Raw genomic sequence first — 13,592 nt, 5'->3', positions numbered from 1 at the left:
TCAGCCGGCCGCGCGCGCGGCGTTGACGGCGGCGAGCAGTTCGGCGGGGGAGCGCAGGTCGGCGACCACCGCGTCGGGCACGACCACGCCGAGCCGCTGCCGGATCCGGGCCGCGGTCTCGATCACCGCGAGCGAATCGACGCCGAGCGCGGCGAATTCCGCGTCGGCGAGGTCTCCGGCCAGCTCCTCGGTCGGCCCGGCGCATTCGACGAGAATCGCGCGCAGTTCTTCCATGGTCATGGTGCGGTTCCTCCGGTAGTCGTCGGGGCGGCGCCGCTGACCACGACAGCCGCGTTGAATCCGCCGGCGCCGCGGGCGAGCACCAGGCAATGCCGCAGCCGGGTGTGCCGGGGTACGCCGGTCACGAGGTCGAGCTGGTGGCGCGGGTCGGGCCGCAGCCGCGTCCCGCAGGGCGGAAGGACGTGGTCGCGCAGGGAGAGCAGGGCGGTGGCGACGTCGAGCGGCGGCCCGCCGGAATACAGCCGGCCGACCAGCGCCTTGGGCGCGGCGACCGGCACCCCGTACGGCCCGAACACCGCGGCCAGCGCCCGCGCCTCGGCCGCGTCCGCGTCGGGAATCCCGGCGCAGTCGGCGAAAACCGCGTCGATCTCGCCCGGATCGAGCCCGGCGTCCGCGACGGCCAGCCGGATCGCCCGCTCCAGCCCGGGAGGTCGGCCCGAGCCCGGCCGGGGATCGAAAGTGGCGGCGTAGCCCCGGATCTCCCCGTGTGCGCGGGCTCCGCGCGCCTGGGCGAATTCCTCGTTCTCCAGCACCAGAACCGCGCCGCCCTCGCCCGGCACGTACCCGCGGGCGCGCGGGTCGAACGGGAGATAGGCGGTGGCCGGGTCGGTGCTGTCGCTGAGCCGTCCGCTGGCCCATTGGGAAACCCACGCCCACGGATCGAGCGCGGAGTCCAGCCCGCCGCCGAGCACGAGCCCGGTGCCGCCGCGCAGCACCCGGCGGCACTGGCCGAGCGCGTCGAGCCCGCCGGCCTGTTCGGACACCAGCACCGCGCCGGGACCGCGCAGGCCGTGCCGGATGGAGATCTGCCCGGTGTTCACCGCGTAGAACCAGGCGAACGATTCGTAGACGCTCACGAACTCCGGCCCCTGCGTCCACAGTTTCCGGATTTCGCGGTGGGTGAAGGCGAATCCGCCCGCCGCGTTGGCGGTGACGACGCCGAGGTCGTACTCGGGCAGCCGAGCGGGCTCGGCCCCGGCGTCGGCCAAGGCGTCTTCGGCGGCGGCGAGAGCGAGCTGAGTGGCCCGGTCGGTCTGCTGCAGCAGATGCGGCGGAACCCTTGCGGTGGCGTCGAATCCGGTCACTTGCCCGGCGAGACGGGCGGGGTAGGTGTCGTAGTCTTTTCCGGGCAACGGGGCGATTCCGGTGCGTCCGGCGAGCGCGGCGGTCCAGTATTCTTCGGTGCCGCAGCCGTTCGGGGCGACGATGCCGATGCCGGTGATCAGTGCGCGGGTCATCGGAGCACCGCCTGGGGGGATCGCAGGACGAGCGCCGTTTGGAACCCGCCGAATCCGCTGCCTACCGAGAGCACGGTGTCGACGCGCGTTTCGCGTGCGGTCAACGGAACATAGTCCAGGTCGCACTCCGGATCGGGTTCGTGGAGATTGGCCGTCGGCGGCACGACGTTCGTGTTCAGCGCGAGTGCGCAGGCCGCGACCTCGATCGCGCCGATCGCGCCGAGCGAGTGGCCGACCATGGACTTGATGGAGCTGACCGGGACCCGGCGGGCGTGTTCGCCGAGGCTGCGTTTGAACGCCGCCGTTTCGTGCCGGTCGTTCTGCCGGGTGCCCGAGCCGTGAGCGTTCACGTAGTCCACTTCGGACGGATGGGTGCCGGATTCGTCCAGCGCGCAGCGGATCGCCTCGGCCATCTCGCGGCCGTCCGGGCGGAGGCCGGTCATGTGGTAGGCGTTGCAGCGCGTGGCGAAACCGGTGACCGCGGCGTAGATCCGGGCTCCTCGGGCGAGCGCGTGCTCGTGGCTTTCCAGGACGAACATCGCCGCGCCCTCGGCGAGCACGAAGCCGTTGCGCGTGGCGTCGAACGGGCGGGACGCGGTCGCCGGATCGTGCTTGTCCGGCGTGGTCGCGCGGATCGCGTCGAAGCAGGCGACGGCGATGGGCGTGATCGGGGTGTCCGCGGCGCCGGCGATCATCACGTCGGCGGAGCCCTCCTCGATGAGCCGGGCCGCGTGGCCGATCGCGTCGAGGCCGGACGTGCAGCCGTCGGAGACCACCGCCGCCGGGCCCTCCGCGCCGACCGACCAGGCGACCTCCGCGGCCATCGAACTCGGCACCAGGTAGTCGAACAGGTGCGGGGTCGCGTAGCGGTGGTCGACGCTCCAGTCCCGGCCGCGTCCGGAAAGGACGAGGTATTCGCGTTCGAGGCTGGTCGCGGCTCCCACCGCGGTGCCGACGGTCACCCCGACCCGGTGCGGGTCGACGCCGGCGAATTCCAGCCCGCTGTCGGCGACGCACTGCCGGGCGGACGCGACGGCGAACTGGGCGGCGCGGTCCATCCGGCGCGTCTCCCGCTCGTCCAGCCCGGCGGCCGCCGGATCGAAGTCGCACTCGCCGGCCACCTGGGACCGGTACGGGCTCGGGTCGAAGAACGAGATGAGGCGGGTGGCGGTGCGGCCGGACGTGAGCAGGTCCCAGAACTCCTTGGCTCCGGTGCCGCCGGGGGCGAGAACCCCGATTCCGGTAATGACCGCCCGGCGTTTCATATCCGCCGCCCGGGGCGGGTTCCCGGCGGCGGAAGGGCTGGCGCTGACTGCATGGAACGGTTCCTCCGGTGAAGTGCGCGAGGACGGAAAGTGGTCGAGACCAGTTCAGGATCTCCGCGGCCGCTGGCGATTCGCTGCAATATCGGCACAGCCGCGGCGGAAAGCGTTTCGTTCAGCGGTTTCCCGCGGTTTCCTGCAGCGCGTGAGTCACCGCGCCGACCGCCGCGCGGGCGCTGCCGAGCGCCTCGAGCAGCGCCGCGCGCCGCGCCGCGGGGCTGCGGTCCGCGGGCTCGGCGTGCCCGGCCAGCAACAGGACCGCGGTATCCAAAGCGGACGCCGCGGCCCACAGCACCGGGTCGGCGGGCGTCCCGAGGCCGCGGAGCCGGACGGCCGTCCGGGTGAGCCGGGCGCGCAGTTCCGCCGCGTCCGGGGCGGGCAGCGCGGGGGAATCCGGCCGGGGTTCGGTCATCGGGACGACATCACCCGGTCGGTCCACACTGGCCCGGGGGCGGCGGGCCACGGGCCGCCGCCCGCCGGGCCGTCCCCCGCCCGCGCGGCCGGGATCAGCGCGGAGAGCCGGGACGGCGGCCGCGCGAAGACGGTCGCGATCGGCGGATCGCTGAGCCGCGGCGGGCGCAGCGCGAGTTCCGCGGCCGTCAGCCGGCCGGGCCGGACGCAGAGTGCCCGGCTGACTCCGAGGAGGTGCGGACCGGAGTCCGCGCCGCCGGAACCGTCGCCGGCCAGGGCGATCAGATGCCAGCGGCCCGCCGGGACCGAACCCAGCGAGATCTCCGCCGACCGCGTCCGCCGGACCGCCGCGCAGGCGACCGGCGCGCCCTGCGGCACGACGGTGTCGAAGACCCCGACGATCACGTCGGCCGGGGCGTGTCCGGCGGGGACGGAGACCGTGCAGGTCACCGCGCCGGCGGACCGGGCACCCGGCGGCTGCGCGCGGTGCGCGGCCGCGGTCAGCTCGAAGGACGGCATCATGCGCATTCCCGGGCCGACCGCGCCGAAGAGGTCGCGCACCGCGGGGTCGCGCAGCTGCGTCGGGGTCATGCCGGTCTCCCGCAGGAACCTGCTGGAGAACGTGCCGACGCTGGCGTAGCCGACCGCGGCGACCACGTCGGACACGGTCAGCGAGGTGGTCATGAGCAGCCGCTTCGCGGCGAACTGGCGGAGCGCCTTCAGATATCGGCTCGGCGGGGTGCCGGTGACCTTCTGGAACGCTCGCGAGAAGTAGAACGGACTGACGAAGATCTCCTCCGATATGCTGGCGACGGTGAGGTGTTCGGAATATCTCTCGTGAATAATCTGCAGCGCTTTATTTACGGCGTGATCGATCACGGTTCATTTCCCCCAGCTGGCGTACTCGCAGATGCCTTCGGCGTTCGTGCCTCGAACCAAGGTAGCGGAAATCGAACCCGTCGGTCAGCGAAGGAGCAGAACGGAAGAAAGCGGCATGCTAATGGGTCAGCAACGCGCCTTCCCGGATTGACGCTGCGCCGTCGGGGGGTCTGCCGTCGGCGGCCGTTCGAGGAGGGCCTGTCAATCGAACGGCCTAATATCTCGGCGCTCCGTAACGAAGTTGCCGGGTCCTCCTAACCTGATCGCTGTTACACGTTCAGCGGATGCGCTCGCGCTGTGTGACCGGTCACGCGGGGTGCCCGGCCGGTCCCAGGCGTTCGGCACAACCGGGCAAGGGCAGCGGCGAAGACGCGGCGGTTTAACTCGGCCTGAGAAGGTTCGGTGCCTGGGCGCCGACCCCTCCGGCGAAATGCGGCTATTGCCGCGAAGGACCGGGCCGTGCATTCCAGATTCCCTAGAGGAGGTTGTGTGGTGACGTCCGATCGGCGCTTCCGGGAGGAAATTGTCGACCGCGCCAACGCGGTTGTTCCGGTCTTGCGCGACAATTCTTCCTGGTCCGAGGAAAACCGCCGGCTTTCCGCCGAGGCGATTGCCGCGCTGGCCGGGGCGGGACTGTTCCGGCTCCGCCATCCGAAACGTTTCGGCGGGTACGAGGCCGGCGCGCGCACGCTGGTCGACGTGGCCGCCGTGCTCGGCAGGGCCGACGGCGCGGCGGCGTGGGTGACGTCGGTGTACTGGATCCCCGGCTGGATGGCGAGCATGTTCCCGGACGAGGTCCAGGAGCAGGTGTTCGCCGATCCGGACGCGCGGGTGTGCGGCACGCTCAGCCCGAGCGCGATGTCCGCGCCCGCCGACGGCGGCATCGTCGTCAACGGGAAGTGGGGGTTCATCAGCGGCGCGCTGCACGCGGGATGGCAGGAGATCATCTCGGTGCACGTGCCGGAGGAGGGGCCGCCGCATCCGGTGGTCGCCCTGGTTCCGATGACGGACCTGCTGGTGGTGGACGACTGGCAGACCTCGGGCATGCGCGGTTCCGGCAGCGTCAGCACGGTCGCGAAGGACCTGTTCGTGCCCAGCGAACGGGTCCTGCCGCTCGCGACGGTCCTCGAAGGGAACCCGGTTTCGCCCGTCAGCGCCGCGTCGCCGATCTACCGGACCCCGCTGCTGCCGGTCGCTTCGGCCTCTTCGGTCGGTGCGGTGCTCGGCCTCGGCCGGGCCGCGATGGACGCGTTCCTCGCCCGGCTGCCCGGCCGCAAGATCACTTACACCGGCTACGAAAGCCAGAGCGCGGCTCCGCTGACCCACCTGCAGGTCGCCGAAGCCGCGCGGAAGCTGGACGAGGCCGAGTTCCACGCCTACCGGCTGGCGGACACCGTCGACCGCAAAACCGCCGACGGGAGCGGCTGGGACCTGCCCGGACGCGCCCGCGTGCGGGCCGATCTCGGCGCGGCGGTCCGGCTGGTCAAGGAGGCGGTCGACGTGCTCGCCACCGCCAGCGGCGGTTCGTCGGTCTACTCCGACGTGCCGATCCAGCGCATCCAGCGCGACGTGCACGCGGTCAGCCTGCACGCGCTCATGCACCCGGACACCAACGACGAGCTGTACGGCCGGATCTTGTGCGGGCTCGAGCCCGACACCCTCTACCTCTAGCGGAAGGAATCCCATGACTGCGCTGTCCGAATCGGACCAGGCGGCCGTCGCCGCGCTGACCCGGAAAGTGATCGCCGCCTGGGCCTATCACGACCACGACGCGTTCGCCGACCTCTTCACCGAGGACGGCACGATGATCCTGTCCGGCGTGTACTGCGCGGGCCGGGAGAAGATCCGCGAGTTCCTGAAAGCGGCCTACCAGAACGAATACCGGGGCACCCAGGTCACCGGCCAGCCGCTGTCGCTGCGCCCGCTCGGCCGGGACGCGGCCGTCCTGCTCACCCAGGGCGGCGTGCTGCGCCCCGGCGAGAGCGAGGTGTCCGCTGGCAACGCCATCCGCGCGTCGTGGGTCGTGCTCCGCCGCGACGGCCAGTGGCTCCTGTCCGCCTACCAGAACAGCCCGCGCTGAGCCGTTTCCCGGCGAGTGAAGGAATGACGATGACTTCGACCCCGGCAGTCCGGCTGCCGCTTTCGGAATCGGCCGCGCGGGTGCGCTCGCTGGCGGCGGAGCGCGCCGCCGCCGGCGAGGCCGCGCGCAGACTCGACCAGGAGGTGCTCGACGCGATCGTCGCGGCGGGTTTCGCCCGGCATTTCGTGCCCGCCCGCTGGGGCGGGCACGAGGGCAGCCTCGCCGACGCGGGCGAGGCGGTCGCTCTCGTCGGCGAGGGCTGTGCGTCCGCGGCGTGGCTCGCCTCGGTTTTCGCTTATTCGGGGCGGTTCGCCGCCCTCCTGCCGGAGCGGGCGCAGGCGGAGGTGTGGGCCGACGGCCCGGACCGGATCCTCGCCAGCGCGCTCGTCCCGGTCGGCACGGCGGACGAGGTCCCGGGCGGCTGGCGGGTTTCCGGGACCTGGCTCTACATCAGCGGCGCCGAGGAAGCGGGGTGGGCGCTGGTCTGCGGTCCGGCGCCGGCCGGCCCGCAGCAGCCGCTGAAGGTTTTCGCGGTGCCGCGCGAGGATTACGCCGTCGAGGACACCTGGCATTCGACCGGCATGCGCGCCACGATGAGCAACACCCTGGTCCTCGACGACGTGTTCGTGCCGGAACACCGGGTGTTCCCGCACGCGGTGTTGCTCGGCGGCGCGGCCGATCCGGCGCGGCCCGCGTGCCACCGGACGCCGATGCGGGCGGCCGGCGGGCTGACCTTCGGCATGCCGATCGTCGGCGCGGCCACCGGCGCGCTGCGGGCCGCGACCGCCGCACAGGCGGCGAAACAGGAGCGCAGCGGCAAGCCCGACCGGCCCGCGCAGCTGGAACTCACCCGGGCCGCCGCCGAAATCGACACCGCGCGAAGGACGTTGCGGCAGGTGGCGCAACAGTGCGACCAGGGCCGGTTCGGCCGCCTGGAGCGGGCGCGGTATCCGCGGGACGCGGCGCTCGCCGTGGAACTCGCGGCGACCGCGGTGGACCGGCTGGTGCGGCTCGGCGGGACCGCGGGGTTCGCCGACGACACGCCGATCCAGCGGATCTGGCGGGACGTCACGTGCGCGTCCACGCATCACGCGGTCCGCATGGCCACCGCGGCCCCGGCGTTCGCGGCGGCCCTGCTCGACGAGGAAGGCCGGTGAACGCGCCGTCGCTGGCCGGGAAAACCGCGCTGGTCACCGGAGCTGGACGGGGGATCGGCGCGGCGACCGCGCGGGCGCTCGGCCGCCACGGTGCGGCGGTGGCGGTCAACTACTACTCCAACGCCGAAACCGCCGCCGAGGTCGTCTCCGACATCGAAGCCGCCGGTTCGCGGGCGGTGGCCATCCCGGCCGACGCCCGGGTTCCGGCGGAGGTTCAGGCGCTGACCGCCCGGACGGTGGAGGAGTTCGGCGGCGTCGACATCCTGGTGTGCAACGCGATCGGCGACACCCGGTCGCTCAATTCCCGGGTCGGCCGCTCCGTTCCGTCCTTTGTGGACTCCGACGACGGGGTCGCGCGCCTGCGCCGCGCGGTGCTCTCGCAGCTGGACGCCACGTTGACCTGCTGCCGGCAGGTAGTGCCCGAAATGCGCCGCCGAGGCGGCGGTTCGATCGTGTTCATCGGGGCGTCGGTGACGCACAACAGCGCGCCCGCGCCGGCCGAGATCGCGGTGGCGAAGAGCGCGCAGGACGCGGTCGCCCGGATGCTGGCGCAGCAGCTCGGCCCGGACAACATCCGGGTGAACAACGTCGCGCCGGGGTTCGTCCCGACCGACGCCAACGCGGGGCCGCACCAGCGGACCATCATGGAGCACATCGCGATCCAGACCCCGCTGCAGCCGAACATCCGCGCCGAGGACGTCGCGAACACCGTCGTGGCGCTCGTCGGAGACCTCGCCGCGCGGCTGACCGGGCTCTTCGTCCCGGTCGACGGCGGACTGACCCTCGGCTGAACCCCCGACCACGGAAGGGAAACGATGAACACCTTGACCAGCGAGCGGGTGCGCTCCGTGCTCGGCAGGCTGCGCGCGGGCGAGCGAAGCGGGCTCGGCGCGCTCGCGGCGGCCGGGAAGGAGATGGCCGCCCGGGCGGGCGACCGCGTGCCGTACGACCTTCCGGTGCCGGAAATGGTGGACCTCTTCGCGGAACTGCCGATCCCGGTCACCGAGAAGACCGGCCGGCTGCTGTACCTGCTCGCCCGGTTCGCCAAGGCGCGCACCGTGGTGGAATTCGGCACCTCGTTCGGAGTGTCGGCGATCCACCTGGCCTCGGCGGTCCGCGACAACGGCGGCGGCCGGGTGATCGGAACCGAACTGCACCCGGCCAAAGCGGCGGCGGCACGGGAAAACCTCGCCGAGGCGGGCTTGGCGGACCTGACCGAAATCCGCGAGGGCGACGCGCTGGTCACCCTGCGGCAGCTCCCGCCGGAGGTCGACCTGCTGCTGATCGACGGCTTCCCGAGCGTGCAGCTGGAAGTGCTGCGGGTGGTGGAGCCGAACCTGCGCCCGGGCGCGATGGTGGTGGCGGACGGGGTGCCGGGCGGCGGGGAGGTGCTGCGCGCGTATCGCGAGTACGTGCGGGCGCCGGAGAACGGGTACGCGAGTGTGGAGATTCCGCTCGGGGACCGGTTGGAGGTCTCAGTACGCGTGGGCTGAGTGCCCGGGAAAACCGAGAAGCCGCACCGGAATCGACCGGTGCGGCTTCTCCGCGTCAGTGCGGTTTACCGGACGTGCTCGGCGACGAACGCCCGGATGTCGCCGACCAGCGCGTCCGGCTGTTCCATCGTCGCGAAGTGCCCGCCGCGCGGGAATTCGGTCCAGTGCACCAGCGACGGGACGATCTTCTCCGCCCACCGCCGGATCGGCCGCGAGACGTCCTGGGGGAAGAACGCCATCCCGACCGGCATGGCGACCGGCCACGGTCCGCCCCAGGTGCGGGCGAACTGGTCGGGGAGGCGGCCGGACTCGTAGTACACCTGCGCGCTCGAGCCCGCGGTCGCGGTGAGCCAGTACAGCGTGACGTTGGTCAGCAGGTGGTCGCGGTCGACCGCGTCCTCGGGCACTTCCGGCGCGTCCGCCCATTCCTTGAACTTCTCCGCGATCCAGGCGAGCTGCCCGACCGGCGAGTCGGTGAGCGCGTAGGCCAGCGTCTGCGGGCGGCTGGACTGGATCTTCTGGAAGCCGAACCCGTCGAGCGCGAACTCCATGGCGTGGTCCAGCCGGGCCCGCTCGCTGTCGTCGAGCTCGGCGATCGCGGCGTCGTCGGGCGGGAAGGTGACCAGCATGTTGATGTGCACCGCGGACACGTTTTCCGGCGCGGTCAGTCCGAGCTGCAGCGAGGTGAGCATCCCGTAGTCGCTGCCTTGCGCGACATACCGGTCGTAGCCGAGCCGCCGCATCAGTTCGGCCCACGCGCGGGCGATCCGGGGCACGCCCCAGCCGCCGTCCTTCGGCGGTCCGGAGAAGCCGAAACCGGGGATGCTCGGCACGACCACGTGGAACGCGTCGGCCGGATCGCCGCCGTGGCCGCGCGGATCGCTCAGCGGCCCGATCATTTCGAGGAATTCGACGAAGGAGCCGGGCCAGCCGTGGGTCAGGAGCAGCGGGACGGCGTCCGGTTCGGGGGAGCGCACGTGCAGGAAGTGCACGGTGGTCCCGTCGATTTCCGTGGTGTACTGCGGAAACTGGTTGAGCCGCCGCTCCTGTGCGCGCCAGTCGAAGTCCTCGGCCCAGTACCGGGCCAGCTCCTTCAGGTAGCCGAGCGGGATCCCGCGGGCCCATCCGGGCCCCGGTCCGGCGTCCGGCCACCGGGTGCGGGCGAGGCGGTCGCGCAGATCGTCCAGGTCCTCCTGGGCGATGTCGATGCGAAACGGTTCCATGGGCGGCCTCCGAAAGGGTGCGAACGGGCGCAGACCCGTACGGTCCCAGCCGCCGGTCTCCCGCGACGTCTCCGGCCGTGCGCACCGGCAGCAGCGCGGGAGACGTGCCGGGCCCGCCCGCGCGGCGAGCATGGACCCGAGCGAGTCCCACCGGCGGAGGAGAAAAGGGTGGCTTCAACACCGATCCAGCCCAGCAGCAACGGTTTCACCCCCTGGCCGGACGACGCCGTCGCGCGTTACGCCGGCGAGGGGTACTGGGAGGGGCGGACTCTGGCCGAGCATTTCGCTGAGGCCGCCTCCGCCCGCCCGGACGAGATCGCGGTCGTGGACGGCTCGGTCCGGCTGACCTTCCGGGACCTCCTGGCGCGCGCGGAAAACCTTGCGGCGCACCTGGAAGTGCGCGGACTGAACGCGGACGACCGGATCGTCGCGCAGCTCCCGAACTGCTGGGAGCTGGTGGTGCTGATGCTCGCCTGCTTCCGCTCCGGGGTGCTGCCGGTGCTCGCGCTGCCGGCCCACGGGGAACACGAGATCGCGGGCATCGCCGAGACCGCCGAGGCACGCGCGCTCGTGGTGTCCGATGTGGACGGACGCAAGCAGGATCTCGCCCGCGCCGTCGCCGGCAAGGTGGCGACGATCGAGCACGTCCTGGTGGCCGGAACGACGGTACGGGACGGAAATCTGGACCTGCGCGCGCTGAGCGAACCGGTCGGCCGCACCGCGCGCCCGGTTCCCGCCGACTCGCGGGCGATCGCGTTGTTCCTGCTTTCCGGCGGCACCACCGGAAAGCCGAAGCTGATCGCCCGCACGCACGACGATTTCGCGTATTACCTGAAGCTGTGCGGGAAAAGCGGCCGGTTCGGCCCGGACACGGTGAACCTGGCGGTACTGCCGATGAGCCACAACTTCCAGCTCGGCGGCGTGCTGGCCACGTTGCTCGCTGGCGGGCGAGTCGTGGTGGGCTCGTTCACCGCCGCCGCGGACGCGTTCGCGGCGATCGAACGCGAGCGGGTGACGATCGCCGCCGCGGTTCCGGCGATCGTCACCCGCTGGCTCGACCGCCGGGCCGAAGACCAGGCCACGGACCTCGGTTCCCTGCGGGTGCTGATGGTCGGCGGCGCGCCGATGGCCGAGGCGGTCGCGGCGCGCATCGGGCCGGAGCTGGGCTGCACGCTGCAGCACGGCTACGGCATGGCGGAGGGATTGGTCTGCACCACCCGGATCGACGCCCCGGAGGAAGTCCGGGTGGCGACGCAGGGCCAGCCGCTGAGCCCGGCCGACGAGATCGCGGTGGTGGACGAGGACGGGAACCCGGTCGCCCCGGGCGAGGCGGGCCTGCTGCTCACGCGCGGCCCGTACACGATCCGCGGCTACTACCGCGCGGACGAAGAGAACGCCCGGGCGTTCACCGCGGACGGCTGGTACCGCACCGGGGACATCGTGCGGCTGCGCCCGGACGGCAACCTCGTCGTCGAAGGGCGGGAGAAGGACCTCATCAACCGCGGCGGCGAGAAGATCTCCGCGGAGGAGGTCGAGGAATTCGCCTACCGGACCGCCGGCGTGGCGATGGCCGCCGCGGTCGGCATGCCCGACCGGCAGCTCGGCGAACGCGTGTGCCTGTACGTCGTCTGCCGTCCCGGCGCGACGGTCACCGCCGACGACGTGCGGGCCGTGATGGAACAGGCCGGAGCGGCCCGGTTCAAACAGCCCGAACGCCTGGTGGTGCTGGATTCGCTGCCGGTGACCGCGATCGGCAAGGTCGACAAACGCGCGCTCAGGGCCGACATCGCGCGGCGGCTCAGCGACGAAGCCGGGCTGGCCGGGAAATGGTCGGTCACCGTGCTCGAACAAAGCTCGCGCCGCACCGTCACGCGGCACGGGGTGTTCACCTTCGCCCCCGACGGCAAGGGCGAGGTCGCGACCTCGACCGGGTTCTCCGGGGCCATTTCCTGGGAGCGGGACGGCGACGGCATCCGCTTCGAGTTCGACCACGGCCTGCGCCGCGGCTGGGAAGTCCGCGGCTCGCAGCGGGGAGTGTTCGGCGGCGATTCCTTCGGCTCGCACGGCGAGGTCCGGGTCTTCGACGCCGACGGCGCGGCGGTCGAGGTCTTCCAGTCCGTGATGACCGCCGTCCGGCAGCACGGCTGACCCGGAACCGACGAAGAGGAAGGACCTCACCGATGAGCCGGTATCTCGGCGACCGCGCGATCGTGCTGGGCGGCGGCATGGCCGGCCTGCTGGCCGCGCGCGTGCTCGCGGACCGCTACCCCCGGGTGCTGGTGCTCGACCGGGACGCGCTGGCCGGAACGGCCGACGCCCGGCGCGGGGTGCCGCAGGGACGGCACGCGCACGCGTTGCTGGCCAGGGGACAGCAGATTCTCGAACAGCTGTTTCCCGGCCTGCTCGCCGAGCTGACCGCGTCCGGCGTGCTCAGCTGCGACCTGGCGGGCAACCTGCGCTGGTATTTCCACGGCCGCCCGCTGCGGCAGGCCCAGTCCGGGCTGCTGAGCGTCTCGGCGACCCGGCCGGAGCTCGAAGCGCACGTCCGGACGCGGGTCGCCGCGCTGCCGGGCGTCGAGCTGCGGGAGCGGACGGTGATCCACGGCATCGCCGGCGACGGCGGCCGGATCACCGGCGTCCGGGTCAGCGCGGCGGATTCGGAAGCCGAACCGGAAACGCTGCGCGCCGACCTGGTGGTCGACGCGACCGGCCGCGGCAGCCGCGCGCCCGCGTGGCTGGCCGACCTGGGCTATGCGCGCCCGCCCGAGGAGAAGGTCAAGATCGACCTCGCCTACACGACGCGATTGTTCAAGCTGGCCAGCGATCCCTACGGAACCGATTTGTCGATCAATTCCGTCGCGTCGCCGGCCAATCCGCGCGGGGCGTTCTTCGCGAAGCTGAACGACCAGGTCGCCATGCTGTCGCTCACCGGCATGCTCGGCGACCACCCGCCGAGGGACGACGAGGGTTTCCTGGACTTCGCCAAATCCCTTTCCGCGCCGGAGATCTACGAGACGGTGAAGGATTCCGCACCGGTCGACGACGCGGTCACCTTCCGCGTCCCGGCCAGCGTGCGGCGGCGGTACGACCGGCTTTCCCGTTTCCCCGAAGGCTTTCTCGTCATCGGCGACGCGGTCTGCAGCTTCAACCCGGTGTACGGCCAGGGAATGACGGTCGCCGCGATGGAGGCGCTCGCGCTGTCCGAGCACCTGCGCGCGGGCCCGCCCCGGCCGCTCGCCTACTTCCGGGAACTCGTGCCGATCGTGGACGTGCCGTGGGAGATCTCCGCGAGCGGCGACCTCGCGTTCCCCGGGGTGAGCGGCAAACGGACGCTGAAAACCCGCGTCGGCAACGCGTACATCGCGAAGCTGCACGCGGCGGCGCATTCCGACAGCCGGTTCACCGAAGCGTTCTTCCGGGTCGCCGGACTGGTCGACCCGCCGCAGGCGCTCATGCGCCCGCGGCTCGTGGCGGCCGTGCTGCGCGCGGCACGCCGTGCCAAGGACTGAAAAAACCCGCCCGTCCGCACTGCACCGGGGCTGCCCGGAT

At 72.3% G+C, this 13,592-nt stretch carries 13 protein-coding genes; 7 read left to right on the top strand and 6 right to left on the bottom strand.

Going from position 1 to position 13,592, the window contains the following annotated elements; translation table 11 throughout:
• The 5 genes from F9C11_RS34285 to F9C11_RS34265 all read right to left on the bottom strand — a co-directional run bounded on the left by F9C11_RS34285 (position 1) and on the right by F9C11_RS34265 (position 4,090).
• Positions 1-240: an acyl carrier protein gene (locus tag F9C11_RS34285; RefSeq protein WP_409181505.1), complete on the bottom strand. Its 240-nt coding sequence runs from the start codon at positions 238-240 to the stop codon at positions 1-3.
• Positions 237-1,478: a ketosynthase chain-length factor gene (locus F9C11_RS34280; protein ID WP_409181504.1), complete on the bottom strand. Its 1,242-nt coding sequence runs from the start codon at positions 1,476-1,478 to the stop codon at positions 237-239. The genes F9C11_RS34285 and F9C11_RS34280 overlap by 4 nt, the downstream gene beginning before the upstream one ends.
• Positions 1,475-2,743 (bottom strand): beta-ketoacyl-[acyl-carrier-protein] synthase family protein, encoded by a 1,269-nt coding sequence (locus F9C11_RS34275; protein ID WP_409181503.1) that lies wholly within the window; start codon positions 2,741-2,743, stop codon positions 1,475-1,477. Before F9C11_RS34275 ends, F9C11_RS34280 begins: the two co-directional genes overlap by 4 nt.
• A gap of 172 nt (positions 2,744-2,915) precedes the next feature.
• Positions 2,916-3,212, bottom strand: coding sequence for a hypothetical protein (locus tag F9C11_RS34270; RefSeq protein WP_409181502.1), 297 nt, complete (start codon positions 3,210-3,212; stop codon positions 2,916-2,918).
• Positions 3,209-4,090, bottom strand: a complete 882-nt coding sequence (locus tag F9C11_RS34265; RefSeq protein WP_409181501.1) for a helix-turn-helix transcriptional regulator — start codon at positions 4,088-4,090, stop codon at positions 3,209-3,211. The genes F9C11_RS34270 and F9C11_RS34265 overlap by 4 nt, the downstream gene beginning before the upstream one ends.
• Positions 4,091-4,579: 489 nt before the next feature.
• Here F9C11_RS34265 and F9C11_RS34260 point away from each other — a divergent pair, with 489 nt between their 5' ends.
• The 5 genes from F9C11_RS34260 to F9C11_RS34240 are packed head-to-tail and all read left to right on the top strand — an operon-like array spanning position 4,580 to position 8,820.
• Entirely contained in the window at positions 4,580-5,761 is a 1,182-nt protein-coding gene (locus F9C11_RS34260; RefSeq protein ID WP_409181500.1) for an acyl-CoA dehydrogenase, read from the top strand.
• A 13-nt stretch (positions 5,762-5,774) separates the two neighbouring features.
• The gene (locus F9C11_RS34255; RefSeq protein ID WP_409181499.1) at positions 5,775-6,170 is read left to right on the top strand and encodes an SgcJ/EcaC family oxidoreductase; all 396 of its coding nucleotides are present in this window, start codon (positions 5,775-5,777) and stop codon (positions 6,168-6,170) included.
• A 29-nt stretch (positions 6,171-6,199) separates the two neighbouring features.
• The gene (locus F9C11_RS34250) at positions 6,200-7,327 is read left to right on the top strand and encodes an acyl-CoA dehydrogenase family protein (RefSeq protein ID WP_409181498.1); all 1,128 of its coding nucleotides are present in this window, start codon (positions 6,200-6,202) and stop codon (positions 7,325-7,327) included.
• On the top strand, positions 7,324-8,118 hold the full coding sequence (locus F9C11_RS34245; protein WP_409181497.1) for an SDR family NAD(P)-dependent oxidoreductase: 795 nt from the start codon (positions 7,324-7,326) through the stop codon (positions 8,116-8,118). Before F9C11_RS34250 ends, F9C11_RS34245 begins: the two co-directional genes overlap by 4 nt.
• 24 nt (positions 8,119-8,142) lie before the next feature.
• Positions 8,143-8,820 (top strand): O-methyltransferase, encoded by a 678-nt coding sequence (locus F9C11_RS34240; protein ID WP_409181496.1) that lies wholly within the window; start codon positions 8,143-8,145, stop codon positions 8,818-8,820.
• A 65-nt stretch (positions 8,821-8,885) separates the two neighbouring features.
• Here the strand turns inward: F9C11_RS34240 and F9C11_RS34235 are convergent, their stop codons facing one another.
• Entirely contained in the window at positions 8,886-10,043 is a 1,158-nt protein-coding gene (locus tag F9C11_RS34235; RefSeq protein WP_409181495.1) for an epoxide hydrolase family protein, read from the bottom strand.
• A 168-nt stretch (positions 10,044-10,211) separates the two neighbouring features.
• On the opposite strand from F9C11_RS34235, the gene F9C11_RS34230 reads away from it, so the two are divergent.
• Positions 10,212-12,191, top strand: a complete 1,980-nt coding sequence (locus F9C11_RS34230; RefSeq protein WP_409181494.1) for a (2,3-dihydroxybenzoyl)adenylate synthase — start codon at positions 10,212-10,214, stop codon at positions 12,189-12,191.
• Positions 12,192-12,223: 32 nt separating this feature from the next.
• Entirely contained in the window at positions 12,224-13,552 is a 1,329-nt protein-coding gene (locus tag F9C11_RS34225; RefSeq protein WP_409181493.1) for an NAD(P)/FAD-dependent oxidoreductase, read from the top strand.
• Positions 13,553-13,592 lie beyond the last annotated feature (40 nt).

This window comes from Amycolatopsis sp. VS8301801F10 (assembly GCF_046195355.1).
Lineage (GTDB): Bacteria > Actinomycetota > Actinomycetes > Mycobacteriales > Pseudonocardiaceae > Amycolatopsis.
The sequence above is the reverse complement of the archived record's forward strand: the minus strand, read 5'-3'. Positions and strand labels throughout refer to the sequence as shown.

What these genes read in the sequence shown, in the direction of transcription:
- F9C11_RS34285 (WP_409181505.1), bottom strand. Translation starts at nt 240, where the DNA reads ATGACCATGGAAGAACTGCGCGCGATTCTCGTCGAATGCGCCGGGCCG.
- F9C11_RS34225 (WP_409181493.1), top strand. Translation starts at nt 12,224, where the DNA reads ATGAGCCGGTATCTCGGCGACCGCGCGATCGTGCTGGGCGGCGGCATG.
- F9C11_RS34235 (WP_409181495.1), bottom strand. Translation starts at nt 10,043, where the DNA reads ATGGAACCGTTTCGCATCGACATCGCCCAGGAGGACCTGGACGATCTG.
- F9C11_RS34280 (WP_409181504.1), bottom strand. Translation starts at nt 1,478, where the DNA reads ATGACCCGCGCACTGATCACCGGCATCGGCATCGTCGCCCCGAACGGC.
- F9C11_RS34240 (WP_409181496.1), top strand. Translation starts at nt 8,143, where the DNA reads ATGAACACCTTGACCAGCGAGCGGGTGCGCTCCGTGCTCGGCAGGCTG.
- F9C11_RS34270 (WP_409181502.1), bottom strand. Translation starts at nt 3,212, where the DNA reads ATGACCGAACCCCGGCCGGATTCCCCCGCGCTGCCCGCCCCGGACGCG.
- F9C11_RS34255 (WP_409181499.1), top strand. Translation starts at nt 5,775, where the DNA reads ATGACTGCGCTGTCCGAATCGGACCAGGCGGCCGTCGCCGCGCTGACC.
- F9C11_RS34275 (WP_409181503.1), bottom strand. Translation starts at nt 2,743, where the DNA reads ATGAAACGCCGGGCGGTCATTACCGGAATCGGGGTTCTCGCCCCCGGC.
- F9C11_RS34250 (WP_409181498.1), top strand. Translation starts at nt 6,200, where the DNA reads ATGACTTCGACCCCGGCAGTCCGGCTGCCGCTTTCGGAATCGGCCGCG.